Genomic DNA, 19621 nt, shown 5'->3' with positions numbered 1-19621 from the left:
GGAGCCCGGTAAAGCTCAGGCTAGGCCGTGTGCGGCCGTGCCCGAGCATCCGCCGACTTCGACGAACGTTCGACAGGGATGTTGTACAAAGCAGAAAGAGCAGCATCGAACTCAGCGACTCGGCCTTCAGCCGCAAACTCGCGCGCTCGCACCGACGGCCCGTGCAGCAGCACCCCGCCCAAGTGTCGGAGGGCAGAAATAGTTTCTTCGCCAGCTCCGCGCGCGGTGGCGCGAGCGATCTCCGCCTCAAGGAGGGCGAAGTGGTGCTTGCGAAGAGCAACGATGGCTGGCTCCGCCTGGCTTTCGGCAGCGAATTCGTGGGCGGCCGTGCGAACCAGGTCGCGAGCATCCGCATGCGCGTTCAGCTCTTCGAGTGGTGCGTGCAGGCTGATGGTTTCGAGGTCGAGCAGGTCAACGCCGTCGAGCTGGCCCACGGCGGGGTCAACGTTGCGGGGGAGGCCGAGGTCGAGCACGAGGCACTTGCTGGCGGCCGAGAATCGTTCGGTGCCGAGAACGGCGCTCGCGGTACACGTGACGATGACGTCAACGTCGAAGTCTTCGCTGGGGGTGAGGCCGTGCTTGAGGGCGAACGCAGCGTCGCGGCCCGAGGGGGAGAAGACGCGCAGATCGAGGGCGCCCTTGTCGCGTAGCGCGTTGACGGTGGTGACGGCGTAACGGCCGGTGCCGACGACAAGAACGCTCGCGGTCGACCAGTCGGCAACACGGCTTGAGGCCAGTTCGAGCGCAAGGCGCACGAGGGACTTGCCTGCCCCGCCGATGGCGGTGTTGTTCTTGATGCCGCGACTCGTGTGCGTTGCGCGCTGAAAGAGGCGCTCGAGGTCGCGGGTAGTGGTGCCATCCTTGCGAGCCTGATCGAGAGCACGGCTGACCTGGCCAGAGATTTCAGCTTCACCGATCACGACGGACTCAAGACCCGAGGTCACCGCAAAGAGGTGAGCTGCGGCATCCGCCCCCTCATGAACGGCGATAGAGGAATGGAGGGTGTCGACGCTAAGGCCGGTGCGCTCACTCAGTGATTCGAGCAGCGAGCAGACGGTGATGGCCGAACCAGCGGTGAGGGGTTCTTCGACGTCGAGGTAGGCCTCGAAGCGGTTGCACGTGGCCACGAGAACCGCTCCGGCAACGAAATCATTGGTCGAAACGAGGTCATTAGTAGCCGCAGCGGCGACCTCAGACAGACTTTCGAGTACGTCTAAGCTCGCGTTGCGATGATTCGAGCTAAGACACAGGAGCACAACCTAATGTTAACCCCGTGACCCTGAATACTGACCATCCTCTTCTCGACGGCCGCACAGCTAACTCGCCTATCATCCGGGCCTACCGCGGTGATCGCCCCGAAACCACCCCCGTCTGGTTTATGCGCCAAGCCGGCCGCTCGCTTCCCGAGTACCGCAAACTGCGCGAAGGCAACGAGATGCTTGAGGCGTGTTTGACGCCCGATCTTGCCAGCGAGATCACGATGCAGCCTGTGCGTCGACACAAAGTTGATGCCGCCATATTCTTTAGCGACATCGTCATCCCCGCGAAGCTCGCCGGTGTTGAGGTTGAGATTGTTCCCGGTCGTGGGCCCGTCTTTGCTAGCCCCGTGCGCACCGCTGCGGATGTCGCCAAGCTGCACCCCATTGACCCTGCCGCGTTTGCCCCCATCCGTGAGGCTGTCGCGCAAACTGTTGCTCAGCTCGGAAACACTCCGCTCATTGGTTTCGCTGGAGCACCATTCACTCTCGCGTCGTACATGGTTGAGGGCGGCCCGAGCAAAGACCAGCAGCGTGCCCGCACGCTCATGTACTCCGACCCCCAGACGTGGGCGACGCTGCTCAACTGGTGTGCCGACATCGCTGGCGAGTTTTTGAAGGCCCAGATTGAGGCGGGCGCTTCGGCCGCTCAGCTCTTTGATTCGTGGGTTGGTTCGCTCTCGGAGCAGCAGTATGTGCGTCGGGTTGCCCCGCACTCTAAGCGCGCGCTGTCGCACTTGCGCGGGTATGACGTGCCGAAGGTTCATTTTGGTGTCGGCAGCGGTGAGGTGCTGAAGGCGATGCATTCGATCGGTGCCGACGTGATGGGTGTCGACTGGCGCATCCCGCTCGATGAGGCCGATCGTCGTCTGGGTGGTGGCGTTCCCCTTCAGGGCAACATTGACCCTGCCTTGCTCGGTGCCCCTTGGCATGTGCTCGAAGCTCACGTGCGCGACGTTATGAGCCGCGGTCGCGTCGCTCCCTCTCACGTCGTGAATCTCGGCCATGGAGTCGGCCCCGACACTGATCCGGATGTGCTCACGAAGATCGTGGAGCTCGTTCACCAGGAAGGGTAGTGCGCGTGAGCACGACAGAATTCACCGTCGTCGGTGGTGGCATCGCAGGGCTTGTTGCTGCGCGTCGACTCGCGATGGCGGGGCGGACAGTGCGCCTCATTGAGGCAAGCGACCATCTCGGCGGCACCGTCGCATCCCACCTCGTCGGTGGAATCAATCTGGATGTCGGAGCCGAAAGCTTCGCCACCCGCAGCAATACTGTTGCCGACCTCGCTCGCGAGTTGGGCCTCGGCGATGACATTGTGTCGCCGAGCGACGAAGGTGCGTGGCTTCAGCCCGTGGATGGCGCGGCCCTGCCCTTGCCCGCCACCGGCATTCTTGGCATCCCGGCGACGCCGCTCGACAAGGACACCATCGCGGTCATTGGTATGGGCGGCGCTTTTCGCGCTCAGCTCGATTCGCTGATTCCGTGGTTCGGCAAACGCACTGACGTTTCTCTCGGCGCGCTTGTGCGTCGACGCATGGGTAAGGCCGTCGTGGAGAAGCTTGTCGCCCCTGTCGTGCATGGCGTGTACTCGCTGCACCCGAACGACGTGCCGCTTGTGCGCGTCGCAACGCTCAAGGAACGCCTCGCGCTGCACGGTTCGCTGGCGGCAGCGGTGCGATCGATGCGCGAGTCGATGCCCGCCGGAACGGCAGTTCAGGGCATCCGTGGTGGAATCAACCGTCTTGTCACTGAGCTCGCCGCCGACCTCACGACCTACGGCGTCGTTATCGAATTCGGGCGCCGGATCGAGAGTGCAGAGGCGCTCGCGGAACTCGATGGAACAGTGATCGTGGCTGCCCCCGGCATTCTCGCTCCGGTTCGCGGTCGCACCGTGACGCTCGCCACTCTTGTGCTCGACGCACCAGAACTGGATGCCGAACCGCGCGGATCGGGGGTGCTCGTCGCTCCCGGCTGCACCAAGGTTTCCGCTCGCGCACTCACGCACGCAACGGCGAAATGGCAGTGGCTCAAGGAGCAGGCGGAGGGGCGCCACGTCGTGCGCCTCTCCTACAACGAAGTGCCGGCTGGTGACCTTGCCGAGGTCGCTCGCCGCGATGCCGAAGTGCTCTTGGGCGTCTCGCTTCCCGCAGAGGCGGTCATCGATTTCGCCCGCCGCGAGTGGATTCGCCCTGCCCCGCTAGCCGCCGCCGAACGCACGGATGGTGTGGTCGTCGTCGGCGAAACTGTGGGGGGAAGCGGGCTGGCTGGTATCGTCACGCACGCCAACGCTGCCGTCGATCGATTGCTTGCTCTCGCCGATGACGACGCGGGCGACGACGATCACGCACCCGCTGACGACGAGCCGGACCGCACAGCCAAAGAGGTAAACTAGTTAGGTTCACCTAACTCACAGGTATTCTCCCAGTTTGCCCAGAAGGCCCGGGAGAGAATGGAAGACATGACTGACGTCGACACCACCACCGAAGTTTTGGGCTACGCACTGTGGGCGGTGTTCCGTCGTGATCCGCACCGTCCGGCTGGTGCCGGCGACCTCGCTCCTGCCGTTGCCGCGGTTGAAGCCCGCGGAGTCACCGTGCGTGGCTTCTATGATGTCTCCGGCATGCGTGCCGACGCCGACATCATGATCTGGTTGCACGGCGACAACCCCGAGAACATCCAGTGGGCCCTGCGCGAATTGCGTCGCAGCGAGCCGCTCACCTCGTTGCTTCCCACTTGGAACGCCATGGGCGTGCACCGCGACGCTGAGTTCTCGAAGAGCCACATGCCCGCGTTCATGCGCGGCAAAGAGCCCGAAGCGTGGCTCACGGTTTACCCCTTCGTGCGTAGCTACGAGTGGTACCTGCTGCCCGACGCCGAACGCGGCAAGATGCTGCGCGACCACGGCATCAAGGGTTCCGAGATGCCTCAGGTTCTCGCCAATACCGTCGCGAGCTTTGCGCTCGGAGACTACGAGTGGATGCTCGCGCTCGAGGCTCCCGAACTCGTTGACCTTGTCGACCTCATGCGTCACTTGCGTCAGACAGAAGCTCGTCGTCATGTGCGTGAAGAGATCCCGTTCTACACAGGTCGTCGCATTGCCCTCGATGAGATTGCCGAGGTGCTGTCGTGACTCGCATTCTGGGCGCAACGGATGCCGCGGCATCCGGCCCTGAACACGTTGAAGAAGCCGTCGCCTACGATGCCATTCTGCTCGCCAGTTTTGGTGGGCCCGAGGGTCAAGACGATGTCATTCCGTTCTTGCGCAACGTCACGCGCGGCCGCGGAATCCCCGAGGAGCGTCTCGAAGAGGTCGCTCATCACTACCGTGCATTCGGTGGCGTCAGCCCGATCAATGACCAGAACCGTGAGCTGAAGGCTGCTCTCGAAGCGGAGCTCGCTCGCCGCGGAATCGATCTGCCGGTGCTGTGGGGAAACCGCAACTGGAACCCCTACCTCAGTGATGCACTCACCGAGGCCAATGAGCGCGGCTATAAGAAGCTCATCGCCGTCGGCACGAGCGCCTACAGCTCCTACTCAAGCTGCCGCCAGTACCGCGAAGACTACGCAATCGCGCTCGAGCAGACCGGCCTCGAAGGCACGATCCAGATTGACAAGGTTCGCCAGTTCTTCGACCACCCCGGTTTTGTTCAGCCGTTCATCGACGGTGTTCGGGAGGGCCTCGCGAAGGTCGCCGCTCAGGGCATTGCCCCCGAGAAGACCCACGTTCTTTTTGCCACGCACTCAATCCCGTCGACGGATGCCGCCAAGAGCGGGCCAGAATCGCGTGGTTTCGGTGAGGGTGGCGCGTATGCCGCCCAGCACCTCGCTGTCTCAGAAGTAGTCATGGCGGCGCAATCGAGCGAGAATCCGGGCGCAACGCTGCCGGCGCACAGTCTCGTGTACCAGTCGCGCAGTGGGCCGCCCTCGATGCCGTGGCTCGAGCCCGACATCAACGATGCGATTGATGCGCTCGCCGCCGATGGCATCGAAGCTGTAGTGATTGTTCCGGTCGGCTTCATTTCTGACCACATGGAAGTGAAGTGGGATCTCGACACCGAGGCGCTCGAAACGGCGGGCGGCCACAACATGTTTGCCGTGCGCGTTCCGACGCCAGGCGTGCATCCGGCCTTCGTCACGGGTCTTGTCGACCTCGTGTTGGAGCGTCGGGATGGAGTGCCGGTGGCAGATCGCCCCGCACTGACCAAGCTCGGTCCCTGGTACGACGTGTGTCGTCCCGGGTGCTGTGAGAATGTGCGGCTCGGCTTTAAGCCTGCAGCCGCGGGGGTAGCACCGTGACCGTGATTCGTATTGGCACGCGAGGGAGCACTCTCGCGATGGCGCAAACCACGACCGTGGCGCGCGCGCTCGAAAGCAAAACCGGCGTGGAGACAGAGATCATTCCGATCTCGACGCAGGGCGACCGATCGACCGAGTCGCTCTCCACGATCGGCGGCCAGGGTGTGTTCGCGAATGCGCTTCGTGAAGCGCTGCTCGCGGGCGAATGCGATGTTGTTGTTCACTCCTTGAAAGACTTGCCGACCGCCAACGTGCCCGGCCTTACGATCGCGGCAGTACCGAAGCGTGCCGATGAGCGCGACGTTCTGTGTGCGCGCGATGAACTCACTCTCGACACTCTTCCCGTCGGTGCTCGCGTTGGCACCGGTTCACCGCGTCGCCAAGCACAGTTGCGTTCGCGTCGCCCCGATCTTGAGGTCGTCGACATTCGCGGCAACATCGATTCACGACTCGCCAAGGTGCCCAACGGTGAACTGGATGCCGTCATCCTTGCCGCCGCCGGCCTCGCCCGCGCCGGTCGTGCCGCTGCCATCACCGAATACCTCGGCATCGCGGGCTGGCCAACCGCTCCCGGCCAAGGAGCGCTCGCCATTGAGGTGCGCGACGGCGACGAAAAACTCGTCAGCGTGCTCGACCACAAGCCCAGCCGCACCAAGACCGAAGCCGAGCGCTACGTTCTGGCCCTACTCGATGCCGGATGCTCGGCTCCCCTCGGAGCCCACGCCATCATCGACGACGGCCTCCTGTTCTTGGATGCCCGGGTCTACGCCCTCGATGGTTCGCGGTATCTCACGAGCTCCCACGCGCTGTACGTCAACGATGTCGAAGACCCAGCGCGCGAGGCAGCACAGCGGGTCGCCGACGAACTTCTGGCACAGGGTGCCGGGGATCTCACGGGGGCCCGGGCGTGATCATCCGCCCCCGCCGTTTGCGGTCGACCCCGGCGATGCGTCGCTTGGTCGCCGAAACCCGCACCCACCCCAGCCAACTGATTCTGCCGATGTTCGTGCGCGAAGGACTCAGCGAGCCCACAGCGATTAGTTCGATGCCGGGAGTGCAGCAGCATTCGCTCGACTCGATGCGGCGCGCGATTGCTGAAGCCGCTGAGTTGGGTGTCGGTGGCGTCATGCTGTTTGGTGTTCCCGAGCACAAGGATGCCGAAGGTTCAGGCGCGATTGATCCGAACGGAATCCTCAACGTCGCCACGCGCGCGGCTGTCGCCGAGGCCGGTGACGCCCTCGTGGTGCAAACCGATCTCTGCTTGGACGAATTCACCGACCACGGTCACTGCGGGGTTCTGCGCAAGCGCACCAATCTCGCGACCGGTGAGACTGAGCTGATCGTCGACAACGATGCTTCACTCGAGCGCTACCGCGAAATGGGTGTCGCTCAGGCCGAAGCCGGGTCGCAATTGCTCGGCCTCAGCGGAATGATGGATGGCCAGGTTGCCGCCGTGCGCGAGGCGCTCGACGACGCCGGTCACACTGACACCCCCTTGCTCGGTTACGCCGCGAAGTATGCGTCGGCGTTCTATGGCCCATTCCGCGAAGCAGTGCAGTCCTCGCTCGAGGGCGACCGTCGCGCCTATCAGCAGAACCCCGCGAACCGCCGCGAAGGCATTCGTGAAGTCGAGCTCGACATCGAGGAGGGCGCAGACATCGTCATGGTCAAGCCCGCCATGAGCTTCCTCGACGTGCTCGCCGATGCGAGCGCCATCAGCAGCGTGCCCGTGTGGGCCTACCAAGTCTCCGGCGAATACGCCATGATCGAGGCCGCCGCAGCGAACGGCTGGATCGACCGCCGCCGCGCTATCGAAGAATCAGTGCTCAGCATCCAACGAGCCGGCGCCGAAGCGGTTCTCACCTACTACGCAGCAGAGCTTGCAGAATGGCTACGCCGATGAGCGACACGACCTCGACCGCCGCCCCCGCTACCAACCAGCAGTCCTTCGAGCGCGCCCGCGGCGTGCTTCCGGGCGGTGTCAACTCGCCCGTGCGCGCGTTCGGCTCGGTCGGCGGAACGCCCCGCTTCTACGTGAAAGCCTCCGGCTCATATGTGACGGATGTTGAGGGCCGGTCGTACATCGACCTCGTCAACTCCTGGGGTCCTGCCATCCTTGGCCACGCTCATCCCGAAGTGATCGACGCCGTTCAGCAAGCAGCGTCACGCGGCCTCGGCTTTGGAGCGTCCACTCCCGCCGAGACTGAACTCGCCGAACTCGTGCGTGCTCGCATTAGCGTCGGTTCAGTGAGCCCGATCGAGCGCTTGCGCCTCGTCTCGACCGGCACCGAAGCGACCATGACGGCGATCCGCTTGGCCCGTGGTGCTACTGGTCGTCGCCTGCTCGTGAAGTTCGCCGGTCACTACCACGGTCACTCCGATGGGCTTCTCGCCGAAGCCGGTTCTGGCCTCGCGACGCTTTCGATGCCGGGCTCTGCTGGCGTGACCGCCGAGACCGCAGCTCAGACGCTCGTGATCGAGTACAACAACGTCGCCGCCCTCGAGCAGGTCTTCGCCGAACACGGTCACGACATTGCCGGCATCATCTTCGAAGCCGCCGCCGCGAACATGGGCGTTCTCGCCCCGCAGCCCGGCTTCAATGAAACCATCGTGCGCATCGCCCACGAACACGGCGCTCTTGCCATCAGTGACGAGGTTCTCACGGGCTTCCGCGTTGACCCCGCCGGCTACTGGGGCTTGGATGCTCGTGCCGCCGCCACGGCTACAACCGGTGACACCAGTGCACGCTGGGTTCCCGACCTCTTCACCTTCGGCAAAGTCATCGGCGGCGGGATGCCCTTGGCTGCCCTGGGCGGTTCGGCTCGCATCATGGAACTGCTTGCGCCTCTCGGCCCGGTTTATCAAGCGGGCACCCTGAGCGGAAACCCCGTCGCTGTCGCAGCCGGCCTCGCTACGCTTCGGCTCGCAGACGACGCCGTGTATTCGCGACTCAATCAGGTTGCCGAAACGCTTTCCGCCGAAACATCGGCCGCACTTTCCGCCGAGGGCGTTGAGCACGTTGTGCAGCACGCGGGCAACCTGTTCTCCTTCGCGTTCACGGCGGATGCTCCGCTGAACTTTGCGGAGGTCAAAGCTCAAGAGGGCTACCGCTACGCACCGTTCTTCCACTCGATGCTGGAGTCGGGAGTCTCGTTGCCTCCGAGTGTGTTTGAGGCGTGGTTCGTCTCGGCAGCCCACGACGATGGCGTGGTTTCGAAGATTGTCGAGGCGCTTCCGGCCGCCGCAAAGGCCGCTGCTGCGGCATCCGCGCCCCAGTAATTAGCGGGGGGTTAGCAGAAAACCCTGACCACGAAGTGCAGCTATCCCGAGTATGTTGGAAGAACTAAACGCCAACAGGAATCGGAGTTCACCATGAAGGGCAAGATCCTCCTCGTCGTAGGACTCGGCATCGGCTACGTGCTGGGCACCCGCGCTGGCCGCGAAAAGTACGAAAAGATCAAGGCCACCGCCAGCAAGCTGTGGAATGATCCGCGCATCACGCAACAGCGCCACAACGCTGAAGACTATGTGAAAGACAAGGCCCCTGAGGTCGCGGAGTTCCTCGCAGACGGTGCCAAGAAGGTTGTCAAGCAGGTTGCGAGCAACTCAAGCAACAGTCGCACTACAGCGAGCAGTACCGCGTCGAAGTCATCGACGTCGAGCGCCGCGAAGAAGAAGCCTGCCGCCAAGAAGTCTTCGTCATCGGCATCAGCGACGAAGTCCACCAACTCTAAGTAGGGCTGCCATGCACGGTGAATCACCGAAAACAGACCCTCAGCGCGAACCGAAACGTTCGCTTGCTGCACTCATCGCCGATGTGCCGCGCCTTCTCGGCGAACTCATCCGCGGCGAGATTGAATCGCTCAAGAACGAAATGGTCGGCAAGCTCAAGAACGCTGGAATCGGCATCGGGCTGTTTGTGGGGGCTGCATTCTTTGCACTCTTCGCACTCATGGTTCTCATCGCCGCCGCGGTTCTTGGTTTTGCGGAAATAGTGCCCGCGTGGGCGGCAGCACTCATCGTTGCCGGCATCCTGCTGGTTATTGTGGCGATTCTCGTTGCAGTGGGTGTCACCCTCGTCAAAAAGGGAACCCCACCAGCGCCCACCGACACGATTGAAAGTATTAAGAGCGACGTTCGTGCCATCAAAGGCACCCGTAAGCGGAGGTCATAATGTCTGACAGCATCATCCCGAACTCAAGCGACAAGCTCGAGCAGGCTCGTGCAGAGCTGGAAGCCACTCTCGACGCGATTGAAGACAAGTTCAACGTCGGCAAGCGTGTCGATGAAGTTGCCACTCGGGTTCGCAGCTCGTATGAGACCAATCCTGTGCCATGGATTATTGGCGCTGCGGCAGCAGCCGTCTCGGTTGTTGCCGTCGTTGCGTGGGCAATTCTGAGCGACGACGACTAGCTCGATTAGCGTCTTACTCCCCAACAGGTGGAGTATAGGAGCATGTCAAGCAAAGCACTCGATGGTGTGCGCGTGCTCGTTCCACGCGGAGGCAATTGGGGCGACAGCGTCGCAGCGTTGCTGAGGGGACACTCAGCAGTTCCTGTGATCGCGCCCCTCATTAATTTTGCACCCTCTGAAAACGTTCCTGCGCTCGCCAATGCGTTCCACGAACTCAATGATGGTCAGTTCGACTGGATCGCTGTCACGAGCGCCACAACGGTAGATGTGTTGACGGTGAGTGGCGTGAAGATTCCCGACAACACCAAGATCGCCGCCGTCGGGGAGACGACTGCGAGTGCTCTCAATCTTGCCGGGTACCGCGTCGATTTCGTGCCAGAGCTCGACAATTCCGGTCGCGGACTCGTGAAGGAGTGGCCAGACTCGACTTCTGGTTTGCGCGTGCTCGCTCCGCAGTCCAACCTCGCCGACACTACTCTTGTTGATGGCTTGGGTGCGCTTGGCCACGAAGTTGTCAGCGTATCCGCCTACAGCACGGTCGGCATTCCCGTAGCCGACAAGGTGCGTGAGGATGTCGCATCCGGTCGCATTGCCGCCATTCTGGTCAGTTCAGGCTCGGTCGCCCGTCAAGTCGCGGAACAACTTGCGCCCTTGCCCGAGACGACGATCGTCGCCTGCATTGGGCCCCGCACCGCTTTTGATGCCCGGGATGCCGGACTCACGGTGCACGTGATTGCTGAGGACCGTTCGAGCCAATCCCTCGTAGAAACGCTCGCTGAGTACCTCTCACGGTGACCCCCAGTCGAGTCACGTATAAGGCCGCCTAAGCCCTCCAAAGGGTTAAAATGAGGGTTAACTCTGCGTCTGAACAGCAGGATTGCTCAGAAAGTTCGCCACGCTTGTTCTCATGAGATACCGGGGCGCGAAACTCCGTACTAGCAGTTCGTTCGCGCCTTCCTTAGTGGGCGCTGAAATTTCCCGGATCTAACGACCCGGGGGCATTTCAGTGTTTTCAGCAGTATCAGCGCGTCCATCTTCGCGGTTCTTTGGCAAGCAAAATCGTGCTGTGCGGCGGGTGCGTGCCGTGAGCGCGTCTCTTGCGCTCATTCTTCTCTCCAGCTTCGCCGTTGTGGCAGTCCCCACGGCACCGGCGTTTGCCGCGCTGGGAGATCAAGCTGGGCTGACGCTCTCGAAGCTGGTAGACACTGAGTCGGAGATCGTCGGGGTTGAGCCGGGTGAGACGTTCACCTACGACATCGTTATTGGTTGCGACGATAACGACTGCATTGACGCTGCGCTCGTCGACGCATTGCCTGACGAATTCGCTGGATTCACCCTCGGCGAGATCGCCGTTTCACCGGGAAATGCGAGCAACTTCGACCTCGAACTCACGGGAGGCTGTGCGGTCAACTCGGCTCTCAGCGCTGGCTGCGGAATCGAGCTCGACTTTCTTCAGCCGCTGGGAGCCCTTGCCGGTGTCGATCAATTCGGCATTGTCGCCGGAACGACCTTTCGTGTCTCCTATAGCCTGACCGCACCACTCTCGCTGGAGCCTGATTGGGCATTCAACGGAGTCGCCGTGCCTAACCGTGCTGACCTCACTGCAGTAAACGCGGCCCCCGTAACCAGCGAAGCTCGAGTTACTGTCGAGGTCCCCATCGTCGTGAACGCGGCGGTCACGAAGCAGTGGACTCCCTCCAGCCAGCAGTACGGACCTGGCCGCCCCTCTACTGTGACCACTGGCGTACGCAACACTTCCAACGTCGTCGCTAACGCGCTTGTGCTTCAAGATCCCTCGATCGCTGTCGATGGAGCAACAGAACTTCCTACGACCAACCCCTTCACGCGCGTGGACTTCACCGGTCTGTGCGGCGTGACGCTGCCGGCCGGCGCAGATCTTGTTCAAATCGACGCCTACTACGAGGCTTCGGTGGGCGAATGGAATTGGGTAGCGGGAACGCCCGACGCAATCGCGGCACTTCCCGCAAGCGTTACCGATCTCAGCAGCATCGGTGGCCTCCGAGCGACGTACACCAGCACCACAGGTGACACGATTACGGCGAATGGCGCTGCGGGAAGCTTGTGTTTCACCGTCGAACAGCGCGCCACTGATCGCACCACTGCTGCTGAGCTTGTTGGCGGCGGCGAAATTTCTAATATTGCGGCTGGAACTGTATTCGTAACCGATCGCGATTCGGTTACTCGCAATGCTGAAGCCGAACTCACTGTGACTGGGTTGAGTGTTGAGGTAAGCGCTGGCAAACAGATAACGCCGGCGCGAGTGCCCGCGAGTGGTGAATTCTCCGTATCACTGTCGGCGAAGAACGATTCCAACGGCACTCTCGAGTCGCTCACGATCACCGAGCCGGGCGGTGACGCCTTTCTTTCTGATGAACTCATCTTCGACGGATTCACTACATCGACCTGGCCAGTGGGTGCTATCGAGGCCGATTTCGTCTGGATTCTGAACACAGGTGCCCAGGCATCCATTCCTCTCACTAATGCGAGTGCAGCTCCTGCGATTCCGGCACTGGGCGCCGGCGAATTCGTTGCGGGATTCACCGTCACGTATCGGGGTGAGATCATCGCCGGAACCACCGCGGGCTGGTCGTTCACGGTCGACACCGCAGCGGATATGGTCGACAGCGGCACGGTTTCGGACCGATACACCAATGTCGTCGGGGTCTCTGGAACAAACGCCGCCGGTACCGACACCGCGACGGCCACAGCTCCTGTTGACGTATTTTTTCCTGACATCGATATCGCGCTGAACAAAACGCTGAACCCTGAGCGCAACACTCCGGGGGGAACCGCGGTCGTCAGCCTAGAAACTGTGACGAGCGCAGATTCCCAGTTTGTGCGTCCCACCGAAATCGTGGTTGAAGACGTGTGGGACGGCACGCCGGCGAGCACATTCTGGAACGCGTACCGCGCTCAAGAGATCGTTTTTACTGACGTTCCAGCCGGGGCGACACTGACTGTCGAGTATGCGACAGGCACTCCTCCCGGTGCTCTGGCGTGGCAGGAACTAACCGTGCCAGGCGGAGTGACCTCTCTCATAGAGTCTCTCGCGGTGCCGGCGAATGCTGTTGGAATCCGATTTACCTACGAGAACTCTGCTGGCTTCGGGCAAGGCACGACCGTGAGCCCCAACATCGTGTTTGAGGCAGCGGCCACCCTGCGAGACGGCGTAACGCCCACCTCAGTTGCAGGGGAATCTGCCACTCGCTACTTCAACGAAGCTTCGGCGCAAGGTTTCGGTATGGCGGACTCGCTTCCTGTCGCTAGCGACGTGGTGACAGACTCTGACCAGATCGACGTGATTGTCTTTGATGACGCCGCCGGGCCCGGCACATTGCTGAGCAGCAAGCGTTGGACTGGCACGAACTGGAGCTCAGACCTCAATCGGTTGAACACGCAAAGCGGAGCCGCGGCTCGCACTGTGTTGGGCTGGGGAGTAACCACTCCAGGATATGAAGCCGTCGTCGTCAGCGATGCTGCAGCGGGCAGCGAGACCGCTCCCGCAACCACCGTTTACCAGGCGTTCGACCTGACGCGTGTGTCACCCATCAGCTTTCAGGTTGACCCACTGCTGCGCTGGGATGTTGTAACGAACGTCGAACTCTTCCGTGCAGGAACGTGGCAGGCAGTGACCCCACCTGCCGGTGGTTGGATGGACTCCACCGGATTCCGAGGACACGTTCTCACGACTGCGGAGTCAGCGCAAAGCACAGGAGTGCGGATCACTGTCGAAGAAAACACCGCTGCACGCACCGCGAGCACGTCGCCGACACGTCCAGCCCCCGGTAGCGGAGTTGCCTCCAGCGCCAACGAACGCCAGCTGCGTCTGGAGTGGGCCCTGCGCAACACTCTGAGGGTTCCGCTTTCTCCCGAGTTGAAGTGGACCACTCAGGATGTTGCCTACAACCTGGCGGGTGAGGGAGTAGTTCGAAACACGTTCGGTCTACAAGCGACCGCCAGCGGCACGACAACATCGCGCACGGCTTTCGACGACATCGCGTTGATCGACACGACACCGAATGTTGACACTCGAAAAACAGCCTCAGAGTCATTCGTCACTGTGCCCTACTTCGGTGACGTTGCCCTCGAGGACTATCCCACCGTTGACTTCACGGTAGACGCGTGGAACACAGCAAGCGCTCGTGCCTCATACCTGCGTTCTGCCGATCCCTTCCCTTGTCCACTCGTTGGACCCTGCGTCACGCCCGCAACGGATCACTCTGCGAATGTCTACGCGGGAGCCACCTACGATCCGCTGACTAACCCGTTCGAACGGTTCACGCTAACCGACTTGTCGTTTGCAACGCCGACAGGGACGAACATCGATCCCACTGTTTCTCAAGTCGCTTTGTGGAAGCGAGACTCCTCCGGAGTGTTGAGCGTTGAACAGACCACGATCGCCGCCGCCGCCGCTCTGACCGCGACGCAACTGGAAGACGTCGTCGGTGTGAGCGTTGTGTACCAATCAACGGATCCCGAGACCACCGGTGGGCTCATTCCGCAACAGAACTCAACAGCAGCACACCCCTCAATGACGTTGAGCACACAACTCCGCGCGACCTTGCGAAGCACTCCAGTAGCCCTCGTTACGAGCGGTATCACTGTGGTCAACAGCAGCCAGGCGCAGAGCTTTGATCCGGTACTCACCCCGGACGGCGCTGCGAGCACACCGAATGCCTCTAGCCAGGCCAGCGTTGAACTTTGGGAAGCCCGCCTCGATGTGAGCGCGAGTAAATCAATTGCACCGGGAACGATTCTCGAGGCGAATCCCGGCGCACCGGTAACCGTGAAGCTGGGTTCGACAAGCGGTTCCTCCACTCTTGGCGCACAAACGGCGACGATTCGCGACATCGATTCGGAGTTCTGGAATGCGTTCCAACTGAGCGCGCTGGGGTCAGCAACCCTTCCCACCGGAGCAACTCAGGTGCGGGTAGATGTACAGGTGAATGAGGATCCCGCATGGATTCTTGGAACCCCCAGCGCAACCCCCGCGCTTCCGGCCACCGTCACCGACCTGAGCGAAATTACGGGAATCCAGTTCGTGTTCGATCGCGCGGATGGCGAACCGTTCTCGAACACGGTTCCCTCCGCAGACTGGAGTGCGGAGGCAAACTTCACCGCTGTGCTGCGCGACTCCGTAACTTTCCCGGGTGCGGTCGATAACGCGATTACCGCATTTGCTGAGCATGACGACTATCCCGTCCAGGATGCCGCAGCCAGTGACGATGTCGTTCTGTCGGCAGGAACAGCGCAGATCGATGTCCGTAAAGAAGCCGTGACGGGTAATTCGACCAACATCGTCGAACCCGGCGTCGACATCCCCTGGACCCTCGAGTTCACGAACACGGGAACCGGCTACCTCGATGTCACGAGCGTGAGCGACAGCTTCGACGCCATGTTGCAATGGGACGGCTCAGCCCCCACCTATGAGACCTCTGCCGGTGGCACGCTGCCGGCCACAGGAATTGAGGTAACACAGCCTACAGCGGGAGAACTCGAGTTCAACTGGCCAGGGGCAGCACAAATGCAGCCGGGCGAGAAATTTGTGATCACGCTGAAGTTCAGCCTGCTCCCCGGACTCACCGCGCTCGAAACCGCCACGAATGAGTTCACGGTGAGCACGACGCAAACTCTCACGGCGTGCACCAACGTTTCAGGCAACCGTCAAGGAACCTTGGCTGGCCTCAGCGACACCGAGTGCGGTACAAGTAACTTCGTGCAGCCACTCGCTGGTGCTCTCCTGTTCGCCCAGAAGAGTGTTCAGGGCGAAGTCGATGGCTCGCTCGTCAGTGGAGCCATCAACATCCAAGATCCGGGACTGCCGTGTTCGGCTGACAGCGAAGGATTCTTCCGCTCGAAGTGCGTCGCTCGCACGGCCGTCGGCGCGACCGACACCTGGCGCCTCGTCGCGACCAACTCCGGCACTGTCGGTTACACCGCGGTCACTGTCGTGGACGTTTTGCCCAGCGCTGGCGACAAGTTGTTGGCGACCGGCGCTGCACGCGGGTCGGATTTCAGGCCGGTTCTGAAAGAGGCTGCGGCTCCCGGAACAGAGAGCGTTCCCACAGGAGCCACCACGGTATGGGAAGTGTCTACCGACGCTCAAGCTTGCATCGGTTCAAGTGCAGGCTCTGACTGGGGAACCAACCCGACGTGTTCCACCACCACGTGGGTAAGCGGCGCAAGCTACACCGGAGCGCGCGAGGACATCACTGCGGTGCGGTGGACGGTGGACTTCTCGGGAAGCGCCGGAGGAATTCTCGCTCCCGGTGGCACCGTCGAACTTCGATTCGACACCGTCAACGTCCCACTCGTCAGCTCCGATGCCATCAGCGTCGCGGTGCCGGTCGGGGATCAGATCGCCTGGAACCAGTTCGGCGTCGTCGCTACTCCGACATCCGGCGCGTTGATCAGACGCGCTCCCGTGCAAACAGGAGTTGTAGCCCAGGCTGCAGCGCTAGAGGTGGCCAAGGCCGTCGAGGGTGATGCTGCTAGCTTCGCTCCTGCAACCTTCGATGTGACTCTCGCCTGCACCGTTCCCGACGGTGAAGGCAGCGTTGCTGCGGTGGACATGGGTTCGTTCCGCACAGTGAGCGTTCCAGCGAATGATTCCATTGCGGTCGATGGCATTCCTCTCGGTGCGACCTGCATCGTCGACAGCGAAACCGCTGACGGTGGAGCGACCCGTACCGATCTGGGTGCGTCAGCAACGTTGACCAGCACTGAGGTGGCCGGCGAAATTACCGTCACGAATACCTTTGAAGGTGGTCCGCTAGACATCATCAAGAAGCGTGTTGGCATCGCCGCCCTGAGCCACGGAGCCGGACCGTTCACGGTTCAGGTCGTGTGTGAGTGGGAGCCGAACGGCATTCTTACTCCCATCACCCTTCCCGGTGACGGAACGTTGATCCTGGACGCTGACAACAACTACCGTGCGCAGTTGCCAATCATGCCGGTAGGAACGACCTGCATCGTGGAAGAGACAGACGCCGGAAACGCGACTGCGACGACTATGGACCCTGCCGACGGCAGCATCGCGATTGTTCAGCCCGGACTGTTCGTTGCTGCAGCGTCAGTGACAATCACTAACGTGTTCGACAGCTCGCTCCTACCGCCGCTGTTGGCCTTTACCGGACAGCAGTCCACAATGATCTTGCTGCTCGTTGGGCTGGCGATCCTGTTGATCGGCGGGGCACTAGTGCTGGTCAGGCGACGCAGGGCCTAAGTCGTCGGGAGGGGGACGGCCCATGCCTCTCCCTCTCCTCTGATTCTCTGGCTCACGTTATGAGCGGCGGCGCAGCGCCCAGCCGAGAGTGCCCAATCCAAGTGATCCTAGATCGAGAGCTTCGCGATGAAAATTGCGGATGTCAAAGTTCGGTCCCTCTCGAAGCGCAGCGTCGTCGCGAAGCTGTTCCCATAAGCGCTGGCCAAGCTTGTAGGAGGGAGCCTGTCCGGGCCAGCCAAGGTAGCGATCCACCTCGAATCGAACAGCAGCGTCATTCATGTGCACATTCTTTTTCATGAAGGAGAGTGCGTAGCTGGCATCCCAGATTCCCGTGCCGTCGGGGCGTTGTTTGCCGAGGTGCACACCCAGGTCGACGACCACCCGGGCTGCGCGCATCCTTTGTGCATCGAGCATCCCGAGTCGGCTGGCAGGATCGTCTAGGTAACCGAGCTGCTCCATGAGCCGCTCGGCGTACAAGGCCCATCCTTCCGCGTGGCCAGAAGTGAACGCCAGTTGACGACGCCACGTATTGAGCGAATCACTTCTTAAAGCTCCCGTACCCATCTGGAGGTGATGGCCAGGAACGCCCTCATGGTAAACGGTCGTGAGTTCTCGCCACGTGTTGAAGGTGGTGACTCCGGGGGGAACGGACCACCACATCTGACCGGGACGAGAAAAGTCGTCGCTCGGGCCGGTGTAGTAGATCTTTCCCTCGTGCGTCGGCGCGATCCTGCACTCCAGCCGCTGAAGCTTCGGCGGAATCGTGAAGTGGGTTCCGGCTAGTTCGGCCACTGCTCGATCGCTGATATCTTGCATCCACCGTTGGAGTGCGTCTGTGCCGTGGAGTACCCGTTCTGGGTCAGCATCGAGCACGGCTATCGCATCAGAGACGGAGCCCCCGGGCACTATTTCCTGAGCGACGCGTTCCTGCTCCTCGGTCATGAGCGCAAGTTCTTCTCTGCCCCACTCGTAGCTCTCATCGAGATCGACGACTGCACCCAGGAATCCCCGTGCCGACAATTCGTAGTGCTCGCGACCGACCGCATCGTCAACAGAAGACACCGGGGCAAGCTCACCGGTGAGGAATGTGCTCAACTCGGAGTAGGCTCCGGCGGCTCGTTCCGCTGCAGCAGTGAGGTCGGCGCGCAGTGAGGGCGATGCTGTGGTGGCTTCAGCCGCGAGCGTAGCGAAGAACCCCTTGGTGCCGCTGTGGCTGGCGGCCTGAGCAGCCACCGCTCGTACCTGGCGAAGAGCTGGCGTCGTCTTCGAGCGGATGCCGGTACGCAGTGTTTCGGTGTAGCCCGCGAGGGCAGCGGGGACTCCGTTGAGGCGGGTCGCTATCGTTGCCCAGTCCGCCTCCGTGGTCTTGGGCAGCAGATCGAAGGTCGAGCGAACTTCCTGTGCGGGGGACGCAATGACGTTCAGGTTGCGCAGCGGGAGCTGGGCATCCGCTGACTCTAGGTGAAGCTGCAGTTGGGCTGAAAGGTCTCGTTGCGTAACGTCATCGACGGCATCTCTGGGCCGCTGATTCTCCAACGAGAGGAGGGTCGCGCGAGCGGCGGATCGCTGCGCCTCAAGCCCTGCAGGCGAATAGTCACCCACAAGGCTGTTCGACTCGGCGCGGCCGAGAGTGGTGCCCACGCTGGGGTTCAATTGCACTACCGTGTCGGCCCACTGTTCGGCGATGTCATCGATGGGGGAGGGCTGTCGTGGAGACACGTGCATCACCTGAGTTTCTGAATAATTTGAACATGTGTAGGGGAGGGAGATGACTCGTTGGTTAGGGTGGTCACGTGACCACCACAAGACCTGACGCAAACTCCGAGGTTTCCGCTCTTGGACTCGAGATCCACACAGAGCGGGCACGGCAGGGTTTGAGCGTGAGCACCTTGAGCAAACGCTCCGGTGTCAGTTTTGGATTGATTAGCCAGCTCGAACGTGGTCTCGGGAACCCCTCGTTCCTGTCGCTGCACAAGTTGTCTGACGCGCTCGGAATTCCACTTTCTCGATTGGTCGCGGGTGGTCCCAAGCGCGATGATGCGGTCGTTCGTGCGGGGGAGCGTTTGATGCTTCCTGTGCTGGTTGACGAACCCGCACACCAGCGGGTTGTTCGAGAGCTGCTTACACCTGGGCTTCATTCGTCGCTCCAGGTGATCCGGAGCGTGGTTCCTGCTGGTTTCTCCAACGAGGGTCAGGCTTTTCGCCACCTTGGAACGGAGTGCGTCATTGTCGAGTCCGGTTCGCTGACGGTGGTTCACGGAAGTCGGCGGGTCGAGTTGGCTCAGGGCGACGCTATGACGTACACCTGTTCGGTGCCCCACTGGTGGGCAAATACGTCGGACGACGAATGCACGGTCATCGGCGCAGTGACCCCATTTGAGCAATAGGCGGTCGGTCCTCACCCGCG

At 61.8% G+C, this 19621-nt stretch carries 15 protein-coding genes; 13 read left to right on the top strand and 2 right to left on the bottom strand.

The window, feature by feature from the left end; genetic code table 11:
• Positions 1 to 20: 20 nt before the first annotated feature.
• On the bottom strand, positions 21 to 1256 hold the full coding sequence (locus tag AACZ26_RS01060) for a glutamyl-tRNA reductase (RefSeq protein ID WP_339618458.1): 1236 nt from the start codon (positions 1254 to 1256) through the stop codon (positions 21 to 23).
• Positions 1257 to 1273: 17 nt separating this feature from the next.
• On the opposite strand from AACZ26_RS01060, the gene hemE reads away from it, so the two are divergent.
• From hemE to AACZ26_RS01000, 12 genes are all read left to right on the top strand, one after another.
• Complete coding sequence (gene hemE, locus AACZ26_RS01055) at positions 1274 to 2332, top strand: uroporphyrinogen decarboxylase (protein ID WP_339618457.1); 1059 nt, start codon at positions 1274 to 1276, stop codon at positions 2330 to 2332.
• Between the two features lie 5 nt (positions 2333 to 2337).
• Positions 2338 to 3651: an FAD-dependent oxidoreductase gene (locus AACZ26_RS01050; protein WP_339618456.1), complete on the top strand. Its 1314-nt coding sequence runs from the start codon at positions 2338 to 2340 to the stop codon at positions 3649 to 3651.
• A gap of 66 nt (positions 3652 to 3717) precedes the next feature.
• Positions 3718 to 4389: a hydrogen peroxide-dependent heme synthase gene (hemQ, locus tag AACZ26_RS01045; RefSeq protein WP_339618455.1), complete on the top strand. Its 672-nt coding sequence runs from the start codon at positions 3718 to 3720 to the stop codon at positions 4387 to 4389.
• A 5-nt stretch (positions 4390 to 4394) separates the two neighbouring features.
• Positions 4395 to 5555 carry a ferrochelatase gene (locus AACZ26_RS01040; protein ID WP_339620609.1) on the top strand — a complete coding sequence of 387 codons (1161 nt, stop codon included), beginning with the start codon at positions 4395 to 4397 and terminating at the stop codon, positions 5553 to 5555.
• A complete protein-coding gene (hemC, locus tag AACZ26_RS01035) occupies positions 5552 to 6466 on the top strand; it encodes a hydroxymethylbilane synthase (protein ID WP_339618454.1) in 915 nt (304 codons plus the stop codon). Before AACZ26_RS01040 ends, hemC begins: the two co-directional genes overlap by 4 nt.
• Positions 6463 to 7458, top strand: coding sequence for a porphobilinogen synthase (gene hemB / locus AACZ26_RS01030; RefSeq protein ID WP_339618453.1), 996 nt, complete (start codon positions 6463 to 6465; stop codon positions 7456 to 7458). The genes hemC and hemB overlap by 4 nt, the downstream gene beginning before the upstream one ends.
• The gene (locus AACZ26_RS01025) at positions 7455 to 8834 is read left to right on the top strand and encodes a glutamate-1-semialdehyde 2,1-aminomutase (RefSeq protein ID WP_339618452.1); all 1380 of its coding nucleotides are present in this window, start codon (positions 7455 to 7457) and stop codon (positions 8832 to 8834) included. The genes hemB and AACZ26_RS01025 overlap by 4 nt, the downstream gene beginning before the upstream one ends.
• Before the next feature lie 93 nt (positions 8835 to 8927).
• A complete protein-coding gene (locus tag AACZ26_RS01020; RefSeq protein WP_339618451.1) occupies positions 8928 to 9293 on the top strand; it encodes a YtxH domain-containing protein in 366 nt (121 codons plus the stop codon).
• Positions 9294 to 9300: 7 nt separating this feature from the next.
• A complete protein-coding gene (locus tag AACZ26_RS01015) occupies positions 9301 to 9729 on the top strand; it encodes a phage holin family protein (RefSeq protein WP_339618449.1) in 429 nt (142 codons plus the stop codon).
• The gene (locus AACZ26_RS01010) at positions 9729 to 9968 is read left to right on the top strand and encodes a DUF3618 domain-containing protein (RefSeq protein WP_339618448.1); all 240 of its coding nucleotides are present in this window, start codon (positions 9729 to 9731) and stop codon (positions 9966 to 9968) included. The genes AACZ26_RS01015 and AACZ26_RS01010 overlap by 1 nt, the downstream gene beginning before the upstream one ends.
• Before the next feature lie 42 nt (positions 9969 to 10010).
• Positions 10011 to 10763 (top strand): uroporphyrinogen-III synthase, encoded by a 753-nt coding sequence (locus tag AACZ26_RS01005; RefSeq protein ID WP_339618447.1) that lies wholly within the window; start codon positions 10011 to 10013, stop codon positions 10761 to 10763.
• Between the two features lie 271 nt (positions 10764 to 11034).
• A complete protein-coding gene (locus AACZ26_RS01000) occupies positions 11035 to 17214 on the top strand; it encodes a DUF5979 domain-containing protein (RefSeq protein WP_339618446.1) in 6180 nt (2059 codons plus the stop codon).
• 57 nt (positions 17215 to 17271) lie between these two features.
• Here the strand turns inward: AACZ26_RS01000 and AACZ26_RS00995 are convergent, their stop codons facing one another.
• A complete protein-coding gene (locus AACZ26_RS00995) occupies positions 17272 to 18939 on the bottom strand; it encodes a DUF885 domain-containing protein (RefSeq protein ID WP_339618445.1) in 1668 nt (555 codons plus the stop codon).
• Between the two features lie 68 nt (positions 18940 to 19007).
• On the opposite strand from AACZ26_RS00995, the gene AACZ26_RS00990 reads away from it, so the two are divergent.
• Complete coding sequence (locus tag AACZ26_RS00990) at positions 19008 to 19601, top strand: cupin domain-containing protein (RefSeq protein WP_339618444.1); 594 nt, start codon at positions 19008 to 19010, stop codon at positions 19599 to 19601.
• The last annotated feature ends 20 nt before the right edge of the window (positions 19602 to 19621 follow it).

The sequence above is a fragment of the uncultured Salinibacterium sp. genome (assembly GCF_963974405.1).
Taxonomy (GTDB): Bacteria; Actinomycetota; Actinomycetes; order Actinomycetales; family Microbacteriaceae; genus Rhodoglobus.
The sequence above is the reverse complement of the archived record's forward strand: the minus strand, read 5'-3'. Positions and strand labels throughout refer to the sequence as shown.